Genomic DNA, 12134 nt, shown 5'->3' with positions numbered 1-12134 from the left:
AATTTAATAAATAATATTAAAGTGTGATGTTAACTCCAAATGAAAAAGATCTTACAACTGGATAATTGTTTTCCCAACCATCTGAACCTCTAGATGCATAATTATTCTCTGGATCCCAACCATACCATTTGGTAAATGTATGTAGGTTTCTAACAGCCGTATATATAGTCACCCCTCCAAGGTATTTCCCCAGCTTTTCTTTTGAAAATTGGTAACTTAATCGTACATCTTTAATTCTTATATAACTGTAATCTTCCCAAAAACCATAGCCTCTATAATTTTTATAAGCAGAAAGTGATGGCCAATAATTATCTTTATTTTCAGGTGTCCAATATCTAAAATCTTCTGGTAAGTTTCTTCTACCTGCTTCATCAGCATAAGTTAAGTCTCTATTACTTCTTAGACCTCCTTGAGAAGTTTCAATAAATATGCTAAGATTGAAGTTTTTATAGTGAAAGGTATTAGTCATTCCTCCAGTCCATTTTGGATCTCTTTGCCCAAGAATAACTTTATCATTATTATCAATTTTCCCATCTCCATTTTGATCTTTGAATTTAATATCTCCAGGCTTAGCTATAGGATCCTGTAGAGCAATTTGAGCCTCTTCACCTACCTGCCATATTCCTTCTTTTTCATAATCAAAAGCCACTCTCAAAGGCTTACCGATAAACCAATTATTCCCTAAATCATCTTTTCCATCTCCATACAAATCAGTCAATTCATTTTTGTATTTAGAAAAATTAAAATCAGTTTTCCATGAAAAATCTTCAGTACGAATATTTACTGTATTTAAAGTAATTTCAAGTCCCTTGTTTTCCATTTTTCCTAAATTATCCCATATAGTAGTATATCCAGTGATATTAGGAATGCTTCTCCGCAGTAATATATCTTTTGTCTTAGATCTATACAACTCAATAGAACCTCCTATTCTGTTTTCAAAAAACGAAAAATCTAAGCCTATATTACTCGATATTGTACTCTCCCAATTAAGATTAGCATTCCCAATATCATTATATAAAATCCCTGTTAAAGCCACTCCATCAAAAGCTTGTTGTACGGTGGTGGCTGTAGTAGCTGTTTGATTAACGCCTATAGCCTGATTTCCTGTTTCTCCATGAGAAAGTCTTAATTTTAGATTATTTACAAGACTTACATCTTTTAAGAAAGATTCATTTTTAATATTCCATCCCAAAGCAACTGATGGAAACACACCATATTTATTTGTATTAGCTCCAAAAGCAGAGTAACCATCCCTTCTAGCAGTAGCCGTAAACAAGTATCGACTGTCATAAGAATAATTTACTCTTCCCATCTGAGATAATAAGGAATAGCCATTTGCATTCGAAAAATTTGATTTTGTTGTAGCTGCACTTAAATTATTATACGATAATCCATCATTAATAAATCCCACAGCACGGCTTTCAGATTTAAAATAATCTACTTTTTGAGCACTGTACAATCCTGTTACATCTATATGATGTTTATTAAAATCTTTATTATAGGTTAATATATTTTCTATTACCCAATTAGTAGTTTCATCATTAGAAACAATGGCAGTTCCACTATTATCATTTGCTGGTCTACCAGTATAACTTGCAAATCGACCTAAGTTATAAGTATAAGCCCCGTTTAGTTTATAAGTCAATCCCTTTAGAGGTATTATTTCTACATAACCAGATCCAGTCAAATTTTTACCTCTGTTTAACCTATCAGTAGCTAATCCTAAAAGAGGGTTGGGGAACAATAACTCTGGAGCCATTGGAAATATTAAATAACTTCCGTTTCCATTTTTAGCTACAGAATATGGACTCATAGCAGTAGCATTTAACAAATTAGATCTTCCTCCATCGTAATTATTTTCAGTAAAAAATGCTGATGTTCCTATTTTTAAATAATCTGTTATTTGAGAATCAATATTAATTCTAAAATTAGTTTTTTGAAATTGGTAACCTTTCACTACGCCGTCTTGTTTCAATTTTGAACCAGAAATAAAATATTGAAATTTATCTGTACCGCTAGAAATACTTAAGTTATGTTCTTGAATTTGACCAGACTGAGTAGCTTCTTTGAGCCAATCGGTAGTAATTCCAGCATTATAGTTATCAACTTCTGATGAATTTGGTAATACCGCAGTTTGAGGAAGCTTATTTGCAGTCAAAAAATCAGCATATTTTTTAACATAAGCATCTGGTCCCATTGGCTTTAACGGATTGGATATTTCTTCATAACCTACATATCCACTATACTTAATAATAGGTTTTCCATTTACATTACCTCTTTTACTAGTAATTAAAATAACACCATTACTTCCCCTAGTTCCATAAATTGCAACTGCTGATGCATCTTTTAGGACTTCAATAGATTTAATATCATTTGCATTAATATCATTGGTAGTTCCAAAGAAAGGGATTCCATCTAAAACTATTAAAGGACTTGTATTTGCATTGATTGAATTAACACCTCTAACTTGCACGGAAGCTGTACTACCAGGCACAGAAGAACTCTGAGAGATTTTCAAACCGGCTGTAGTTCCTTGTATAGCCTGCATAATATTTGTAACAGGTAAGTTCTCTAAACGTTCTTTAGGAACAGAAGCAACAGAACCAGTAATGTCAGAACGCTTTTGAGTTCCATATCCCACAACCACAACTTCGTTAAGTGCCTGTGAAGATTCTTTTAAAATAATTTTAAAATCGGTTTTATTCCCGATTGGAATTTCGGCAGTATCAAAACCAATAAAAGAAACCACTAAAGTTACGGCTGTATTATCAACAACTCTAATAGAAAACTTTCCATCCATATCAGTGGAAGTACTATTATTAGTTCCTTTTACAAGAACACTTGCGCCAGGTAACGAAAGTCCCTTAGCATCAACAACAACTCCACTAAGTGTCTTTTGTTGTTGCTCAGAAATCAACAAATAATTATCGTTAGCATCCTTTTCTTTTTCGTTAACTTTTTCTAATATAATTTGATTACTGACCACTGCATAAGTAATATTAAGTGGTTTTAATATTTTCGAAAGCACTACCGACAAGGCTTCATTAGTAGCCTTAACACTCACTTTTTGATCAAAAGGAACCATTCTCGAATTATAAGAGAACTTCACGTCGGCTGATTTACCCAGTTCAGTCAATGCTTTATTTAAGTTCATATCTGTTATTGAAACAGTAACTTTAGTGTCTAATTTCCCTTGTCCGTTTAAGCTGTTTGCCATGGTAACAGTCGAAAAAATAACTGCTAATATAAATTGGTACAATGTCATCTTCATGAATCGGATTAGTAATCGTTGTTTTACTACGGTTTTTTTCATAATTTTGGTTTGTTTTGATTAATACTGTTTTGAGGGTATTTAAGAAACATTTCAAACCCACTTTGCAGAGTGAGTTTAAAACTTTAGGCGTCGATTGCTACAACAATCGACGCTTTTTTATTGATATCATAAACTATTTGATTTTAATTACATCCTTTAGACAAAATGGTTATTTGGTTTCCATTCATTGTATAACTGGAATTATTCCCAATGCTTTTACAAATAATCTTCAATTTTTCCGGCAAGGGCTGATCACTTAAAGAAGTAGTTAAATGACATTTTTCTAATTCCTGTTGTGGGAAATCTATTTCTACAGAGTAGGCCTGTTCTATTGTTTTAAAGATTTGACTAACTGGTATATCGGTAAATTCAAAACTCAACTGCTCGATACTTTTTACCGAACTACTAATAGACTTATCCATAGTAATATCAGTAATTTTATCAAAAGTTTGATCTTTTCGGGTAAAACGCAGCGCCTGATTAGGCAACAATACTATTTCTTCCTGAGATGAATTCCGGATGGCTTTTTCCGACTTTACTTTCACCTTTCCTGTTCGCACTAAAACTTCCACATTAGATTGGTTAGCATAGGCTTTTATTCGAAAACTGGTTCCTACCACCTTAGTAACAATCTCATTGGCATGAACAAAAAAAGGTTTTTTAGGATTTTTGCTAATTTCAAAAAAAGCCTCTCCTGACAAATACACATTTCGCTCATTGCCTGTGAAAATTTTAGGGTAACTCAACTTACTTTTAGGTTGCAATAATACCGAACTTCCATCTGACAAGGTTACTATTTGTGGTTTATTTGAATTATTAATTTGTTCTAACAAACCATCTTCATCAAGGTTATTCACTATTTCATCATAACTGGAATAATACGTTTTGGAAGCAAAATAATTATTATAAACATAAACTGAAAGCAATCCAAAAACCAAAACTGCAGCAATTTTTCTAACCCAGGCAGTACTCCACAATTGGATTAGCTTTAGCTCCATTTTGCTCTCCTGCTCTGTTTTTTCAATTTTCATCCAGGTGCTTTGCAAGGCAGCATTCAGTTTTTCCTGAGACATATTATTGTCCGGAACTTTCATCGCTAACAACCACAAACGGGCTTCCTCAACCAATTTGGCACGTTTAGGATGTTCTAAAGTCCATTCTTCCCAACCGCTTAAATCTTTTTTTGACCTCATCCACAATCGGAATGACTCGTCAGCCAAAAAATCTTCTATTTCTCTATATTGATTACGTTCTTTCATTTTTTTTAAAAGTGTTTCTGCTATCTTAAAAGGACAGCCATCAACTTACATACTCACTAATTCGTAACTTTATTATTAATCTAAATCCAATGGGCTAACAACATTAAAAGCAAAGCCATATTTCCCTTCCATTCCTTACGAATATTTACCAAAGCGCGATGCAATAAATTATTAGCCGATTGGTAATTAACATTCAATACCCCGGCAATTTGATCCACATTCAAACCGTGATGATATCTTAAATACAAAGCTTCTTTTTGTCTGGCAGGTAAAACATTCAACAATTTATTAAGATGAGCTACTTTTCCAGCAGTTAATTCATCGGAAATCAATTGGTGTTCTACCGAAAAATCAAACAAAAAAGCAATTGCATCTACCGATTTTGCCTTGTTAAAAACCTTATCCCTTTGTTGTAAACGCACAATACGCTTGCGTACACAAGACAACAAATAAGCCTTTACCACTACAGTATCACTAAGACTGTTTCTGTACACCCATATATCTGTAAAAACATCCTGAACACAATCCTGAATTTTTTCAGAATGCGGAGAAAACGAATTTCCATACTGAATCAGATAACTATAGTATCTTTTGAAAAGTGTCGAAAAAGCTTTTTCATCTCCAGCCTTCATCTCCGCCCATAACTCACAGTCATCAACAACATCGTTATTTAAAATTTGATTTTTCAAATTCAAAAAATTTATTATTCTTTTCTATTCATTTAAAAAACTCCCACTCTTTCTTTTTACTTTAAAATAAGAGTTGCTATTTTAAATAGCAACTCTTACACACCAAACTAACATGACTAACCAAAATCACATTTAAAAAAACCCTTTCATACATAAAGGACCTTTTTTTTATTATATACTCATTAAATTACAACTTTTTTTTATTTAGCATAAAAATACCCGCCATTACTTTTATTACACACAAAAACCAAGTCGTTTACTTATAAAATCCATTCATTTTAAAAGTAAAAATAGTTGCTAATTAAAACATAATTGCTAATTTAGTATATTTATGCAAATTTTATATACATGGAAACAATAGTATGTCCAAAATGCCAAGACAGTAAAATAGTGAAAAGCGGGGTTATAAACCAAAAACAAAGGTATTTATGCAAAAACTGCAACTATTTCTTTACTGTAAACAAAATAGGAAAGAAAATAGACGACTACTATGTTACCAAAGCTTTACAACTTTATCTGGAAGGTTTGAGCTATAGGGAAATAGAACGAATCATAGGTGTTTCGCACGTAAGCATTAGCAATTGGATAAAATCTTTCAATATAAAAAAGCCTGTAAACACTAACTACCACCCAACTTACAAAATTCTAAACCACTTAGAACTAATAGAATATATAAAAAACAAAGAAACCATATCAGGAGCAGGAATGATTATCACCGAACTTGGAGATAAATTCATGCTTATAAAATGGGAACGTTTTAAAAAATAACTATAGCATTAACACATATATATATCTTATTTTTTTTTACAAACAAAAAATCTGAATTTGCTGCTCTATTTAACCTTAATTAACCTTAATTAACCTTAATTTTTTTAAACCAAAATGGAACAAATATTGAAAGACACTACTGCCAACCCAGCACCACTAGGACTTTTTGGCTTCGGAATGACAACTATTTTATTAAATATTCACAATGCAGGATTCTTTGAGCTTAATGCAATGATTATGGGAATGGGAATGTTTTTTGGAGGAATACAACAGGTTATTGCCGGAATTATGGAATGGAAAAAAGGAAATGGTTTTGCCATGGCAGCATTTACTTCATATGGTTTCTTCTGGTTGTCTCTTGTTGCCTTATGGTTACTTCCTTTAGTAGGAGGCACAAAACCTGACGGAGCTTCAATGGGATGCTATTTAGGAATGTGGGGATTATTCACACTAGCTTTCTTCATAGGAACATTAAATGGAAACACTATTGGAAAACTTATTTTTGGCTCACTTGTTATTCTGTTTGCACTATTGTCTGCAGCCAGTTTTACAGGAAGTGAAGAAATTCATACCATTGCAGGTTACGAAGGAATTTTATGTGGCTTTTTCGCTTTTTATGAAGCAGCTGCAATTGTAATTAATGAAAAATTAGGTAGACAGGTATTACCATTATAAAATTATATAACATACAATAGCTTTATTAATTTAAGGCTATTGTATTTTTCATTTCAATGAAAAAAAGACATGAACAAAAATTAATTATCCTTTCAATGCTTATGATTTTAGCATTGAACATTCCGCTTATTCTATTATTTGATAGTTCAAAACCCTTATTTGGTTTTCCAATTATCTACATCTATCTCTTTTCGGCTTGGTTATTCTCAATTGGCACAACCTACTTAATTGTAAAAAAATATTATGAGTAGCCTTGGTCTTTTATTGATTTTAGCCATCTATTTAGTAATGCTTTTTTACATTGCTCATTGGTCAGAAAAAAGAAGCCATTCTAAATGGACTAACAATCCTTACATCTATTCCTTTTCATTAGCAGTTTACTGTACTGCATGGACTTATTACGGAAGTATAGGATTAGCCGCTAAATCAGGATTAGACTATTTACCCATTTATCTGGGGCCAATAATTATCATTCCTACCTGGATTATTATCCTTAAAAGAATTATTCGAATATCGCGGGTCAATAAAATAACCAGCATTGCCGATTTTATTTCCCTGCGTTACGGCAACAGCCGTTCATTAGGAGCTTTAGTTACTTTGATTTCTATTTTCGGAATCGTACCTTATATTGCTTTACAACTTAAAGCAATTTCAGATACTTTTCATATTGTAACCAAAACACATGCGAGTTCTAATATTTTCACAGACAACACTACTTATATTTGTATTGCCTTAGCCTTATTTGCTTCTTACTACGGGAATAAATATGTGGACGCTTCCGAAAAAAGACGCGGAATAGTGACCGCCATAGCCATTGAATCTATTTTAAAATTAGTATTCTTTTTGATTATCGGAATCTATGTAACTTACTTTGTTTTTGACGGTTTTGAAGACATTTATACTAAAGCATCAGTCTTAGAAAATTTCGATAAAAAAAATACAATTGGCGGTTTAAACAATGGACTCAACTGGTTTTTCCTGTGTCTGATTTCTATGTTTGCCATCTTTATTTTACCAAGGCAATTTCACACCGCTATTGTCGAAAACAATCAGGAAAAACACATCCGAACAGCTATTTGGTTGCTCCCACTCTACTTATTGCTTTTTAACATTTTTGTTTTCCCAATAGCCTGGGGAGGAAACATTCTTTTTGAAACTCAAGGCCTTAATTCCGATACCTATTCACTACTGATTCCGCAACATCTCAACAATAATTTCTTAACTGTAATAGTTTTTTTGGGCGGATTCTCGGCAGCCATTTCGATGATTATTGTTTCTTCAATAACATTGGCAACCATGCTTAGTAACAACCTCTTGATTCCTTATGGTTTTATTGGTTCATTAGAAAACACTTCGCAAGAAAAAAACACCAAAAGAATTGTTCTAAGTCGTAAAATAGGAATCTTTTCATTGATAATATTAGCTTACATAATCTATCGCGTTTTTGTTTTAGACTATACTTTGGTTTCAATTGGATTAGTTTCCTTTGTTATCATTGCTCAATTAGCGCCCGCCTTTTTCGGTGCTTTATTCTGGAAACGAGGTTCTAAAAAAGGAGCTGTAACAGGAATTGTCCTTGGATTTTTAATTTGTTTTTACACCCTGTTAATTCCTTACGCCCTTGGAACCACAAAATCAGCAAGCACCTTTGTACAAGAAGGTCCGTGGGGAATTGCGTTATTAAAGCCTTTTCAACTTTTTGGATTGGATTATTTAGATCCTATTCCGCAAGCGGTTTTCTGGAGTTTATTGGTCAATTTTCTTAGTTATCTTGCGGTTTCGGTAAGTTTTAGCGGGAATTATAGAGAGCGTAATTATGCCGAAATGTTTGTCGACATCGATGAATACATCACCAATCATGAGAATGCGTATGTATGGAAAGGGACAGCCAATATTTCGGATATTGAAAAAATTCTGGAACGTTTTCTTGGTATCGAAAGAACAAAACGCGCGCTGACGATTTTTAATTTAAAATACAATATTGATAAGGACAATAAGATTGCCGATGCCCGTTTTATCAAATTTGCCGAAAATTTATTAACGGGACACATTGGTACGGCTTCCGCCAAAATAGTAATTGCCAGTGTTGCCAAAGAAGACAAAATAAGTCTGCCTGAAGTATTGCGTATTCTGGAAGAATCCAAAGAAAATATTGTCATCAATAAAAAACTGACTGAAAGTTCGAATGAATTAAAAAAAATATCTGAACAACTTCAGGTTGCAAATCAGGAACTCATTAATAAAGACATTCAAAAAGATGAATTTCTAGACACGGTAACTCACGAGCTAAGAACGCCAATCACAGCAATAAGAGCAGCTACCGAAATTCTGCATGACGATGAGAACATTCCTGCCGATGTTCGTCAAAAATTTCTACAAAATATCATTTCCGAATCGGATAGACTTAACCGTTTGATTGACAAAATATTGGATTTAGAAAAATTTGAAACAGGAAAACAAAAAATTTATCTTTCTAAAAACAATATTTCCAAAACCATCAACAATACGTTAGAGTCACTTCAACAATTAATTGTAAACAAAAATATAAGCGTTGAATTTGAAAAAAAATCCCATGAGATAAAAGCCTTTTATGACGAAGAACGCATCATTCAGGTACTTCATAATTTATTTTCGAATGCCATAAAATTTTGTGCTGATACTGATGGAAAAATTAGCGTCAAAATTAACGAAGACAGTGAATTTATATCTGTTAGCATTCACAACAACGGAAAAGAAATAAAACCCGAAGAGTTTGAAGCCATCTTTGATAAATTTTACCAGGCCAGAAATCAAAATGTAAAAAAACCAATTGGAAGCGGCTTAGGATTAGCTATTTGCAAAAAAATAATTGAACATCACAAAGGAAAAATATGGGTTGAGAGTTCATCAGATAACGGAACAACCATTATTTTTACATTACCCAATTACAATACTACTGAAAAATGAAGAAAATATTAATTGTCGATGACGAACCTAATATTGTAATGTCACTGGAATACACTTTCAAAAAGAACAATTTTGAGGTATTCATAGCTCGGGATGGACAAGAAGCATTGGATATTTTAAAAAACCAACTGCCTGACATCATTATTCTCGATGTCATGATGCCTATGGTTGACGGTTACAGCACATTGGAACAAATAAAAAAAGAGCCTCGATTAGAACATTGTAAAGTAATTTTCATTTCGGCAAAAAACAAAGAAAAAGACATAGAAAAAGGACTTTCACTAGGAGCTAATTTATATGTCACCAAACCTTTTTCATTAAAAAAACTCGTTGAACAAGCACAAGAATTAATAAACTAACAAAACTAAATACATACAAAAAATCATGAGTCGTTACAAAATAAGCAATTTAGAAGAATACTTCAAAGAGTACAAAAAATCAATCAAAGACCCGAAGAAATTTTGGGACAAAATTGCCTCAGAAAACTTTACCTGGTATCAGGAATGGGACAAAGTAGTTGATTTCAACATGGCAGAAGCCGAAATAAAATGGTTTGTAGATGCCAAGGTAAACATTACCAAAAACTGTATCGATCGTCACCTTGCTAAAAAAGGAGATAAAGTCGCTATTGTTTTTGAACCTAACAATCCTGACGAAGCTTCACTATCTATCACTTACAATGAATTACACCAACGTGTAAGCAAAATGGCTAATGTTTTATTGAGCCAGGGCATTAAAAAAGGAGATCGCGTATGTATTTATTTACCTATGATTCCTGAATTAGCCATCACAACTCTTGCTTGCGCCCGTATTGGAGCGATTCACTCGGTAGTTTTTGCCGGATTTTCAGCATCGGCTGTTGCTGCCAGAATCAACGATAGTGAATGTAAAATGGTTATTACATCTGACGGTGGGTATCGCGGTAACAAAACAATTGACTTAAAAGGAATTGTAGACGAAGCATTGGCTAACTGCCCTTCAGTTGAAACTGTTTTAGTTGTTGAAAGAACTAACACTGATATCCAAATGAAAGAAGGTCGCGACCAATGGTTAGCACCTCTTTTAGAAAAAGCTTCAGATAACAATACTGCCGAAATCATGGATGCCGAAGATCCTTTGTTTATCCTTTATACTTCGGGTTCAACAGGAAAACCAAAAGGAATGGTACACACCACAGCAGGCTATATGGTTTATACTGCTTATACTTTCCAAAATGTTTTTAACTACGAAGAAAACGATATTTTCTGGTGTACTGCCGATATTGGCTGGATTACTGGACATTCGTACATTTTATACGGTCCATTATTGAATGGAGCTACAACTGTTATTTTTGAAGGCGTTCCTTCTTACCCTGATTTCAGTCGTTTTTGGCAAATTATAGAAAAACATAAAGTAAACCAATTCTATACTGCACCAACAGCTATCAGAGCTTTGGCTAAAGAAAGTTTAGATTATGTACAAAAATACCCTTTAAGTTCGCTAAAAGTAATTGGTTCAGTAGGAGAACCTATTAACGAAGAAGCCTGGCACTGGTACAATGACCATGTGGGTGGAAAACGTTGCCCGGTTGTGGATACCTGGTGGCAAACCGAAACCGGAGGAATTCTTATCTCACCTATTCCTTTCATAACACCAACAAAACCAACTTATGCTACCTTACCTCTTCCAGGTATTCAAGCCGTTTTGATGGACGAAAAACGCAATGAAATTGAAGACAATCAAGTAGTAGGAAGTTTGTGTATTAAATTTCCTTGGCCAGGAATTGCCAGAACTATTTGGGGAGATCACAAGCGTTATAAAGAAACGTATTTCTCTACTTTCCCTGGTAAATATTTCAGTGGTGACGGGGCTTTACGTGACGAAGTAGGTTATTACAGAATCACAGGTCGTGTGGACGACGTAATTATCGTTTCAGGACATAATTTAGGAACAGCTCCAATTGAAGATGCCATCAACGAACATCCGGCAGTTGCAGAAAGTGCCATTGTAGGTTTCCCTCATGACATTAAAGGAAATGCTCTGTATGGTTTTGTGATTCTTAAAGAAACAGGTGAAAAACGTGATAAAGCAAACCTGGCGAAAGAAATCAACCAACATATTTCAGATCACATTGGACCTATCGCAAAATTAGATAAGATTCAGTTTGTAGCCGGTTTACCAAAAACCCGTTCGGGAAAAATCATGCGAAGAATTCTTCGTAAGATTGCCGAAGGGGATTATTCTAATTTTGGAGACACTACAACCCTGTTAAATCCAGAAATTGTGGAGGAAATAAAAAACGGAAAACTATAATTTTTAATTCAAATAATTGCAAAAAAAGCCCCGTGAAAATAATTCCACGGGGCTTTTCCATTTACTTAAATAACGTGAGTTCGATATAAACTTATTGAAAAAGTACTAATTGTTTTGTGTCTAGGAAATTATTTTTCAAAGACGGTTTTTTGTCTGCAAAGTTGTAAGCAATCAGAGCGGAAAAAATATTAT

The 12134-nt window shown here is 33.5% G+C and carries 8 protein-coding genes and 1 pseudogene; 5 read left to right on the top strand and 4 right to left on the bottom strand.

From position 1 onward, the window contains the following. Positions 1-16: 16 nt before the first annotated feature. The 3 genes from EOD40_RS14600 to EOD40_RS14590 all read right to left on the bottom strand — a co-directional run bounded on the left by EOD40_RS14600 (position 17) and on the right by EOD40_RS14590 (position 5261). Positions 17-3313, bottom strand: coding sequence for a TonB-dependent receptor (locus EOD40_RS14600; RefSeq protein WP_231129637.1), 3297 nt, complete (start codon positions 3311-3313; stop codon positions 17-19). Between the two features lie 143 nt (positions 3314-3456). After that, positions 3457-4572 (bottom strand): FecR family protein, encoded by a 1116-nt coding sequence (locus EOD40_RS14595; RefSeq protein WP_128196777.1) that lies wholly within the window; start codon positions 4570-4572, stop codon positions 3457-3459. 80 nt (positions 4573-4652) lie between these two features. Continuing rightward, positions 4653-5261, bottom strand: coding sequence for an RNA polymerase sigma factor (locus EOD40_RS14590; protein WP_128196775.1), 609 nt, complete (start codon positions 5259-5261; stop codon positions 4653-4655). A 348-nt stretch (positions 5262-5609) separates the two neighbouring features. Between EOD40_RS14590 and EOD40_RS14585 the strand changes: the two genes are divergently transcribed. The 5 genes from EOD40_RS14585 to acs all read left to right on the top strand — a co-directional run bounded on the left by EOD40_RS14585 (position 5610) and on the right by acs (position 11942). Next, positions 5610-6029 (top strand): IS1 family transposase, encoded by a 420-nt coding sequence (locus tag EOD40_RS14585; protein ID WP_128196774.1) that lies wholly within the window; start codon positions 5610-5612, stop codon positions 6027-6029. A gap of 114 nt (positions 6030-6143) precedes the next feature. Then, positions 6144-6704 (top strand): acetate uptake transporter, encoded by a 561-nt coding sequence (locus EOD40_RS14580; RefSeq protein ID WP_128196772.1) that lies wholly within the window; start codon positions 6144-6146, stop codon positions 6702-6704. A gap of 243 nt (positions 6705-6947) precedes the next feature. After that, positions 6948-9650: an ATP-binding protein gene (locus EOD40_RS14570; protein ID WP_128196769.1), complete on the top strand. Its 2703-nt coding sequence runs from the start codon at positions 6948-6950 to the stop codon at positions 9648-9650. Next, a complete protein-coding gene (locus EOD40_RS14565) occupies positions 9647-10009 on the top strand; it encodes a response regulator transcription factor (RefSeq protein WP_128196767.1) in 363 nt (120 codons plus the stop codon). Before EOD40_RS14570 ends, EOD40_RS14565 begins: the two co-directional genes overlap by 4 nt. A gap of 25 nt (positions 10010-10034) precedes the next feature. Then, complete coding sequence (gene acs / locus EOD40_RS14560; protein ID WP_128196765.1) at positions 10035-11942, top strand: acetate--CoA ligase; 1908 nt, start codon at positions 10035-10037, stop codon at positions 11940-11942. Between the two features lie 91 nt (positions 11943-12033). On the opposite strand, the pseudogene EOD40_RS18385 reads toward acs, so the two are convergent. Further along, a pseudogene (locus EOD40_RS18385) lies at positions 12034-12134 on the bottom strand (IS982 family transposase); the annotation flags it as partial.

Source organism: Flavobacterium sufflavum, from assembly GCF_004016525.1.
Classification (GTDB): domain Bacteria; phylum Bacteroidota; class Bacteroidia; order Flavobacteriales; family Flavobacteriaceae; genus Flavobacterium; species Flavobacterium sufflavum.
The sequence above is the reverse complement of the archived record's forward strand: the minus strand, read 5'-3'. Positions and strand labels throughout refer to the sequence as shown.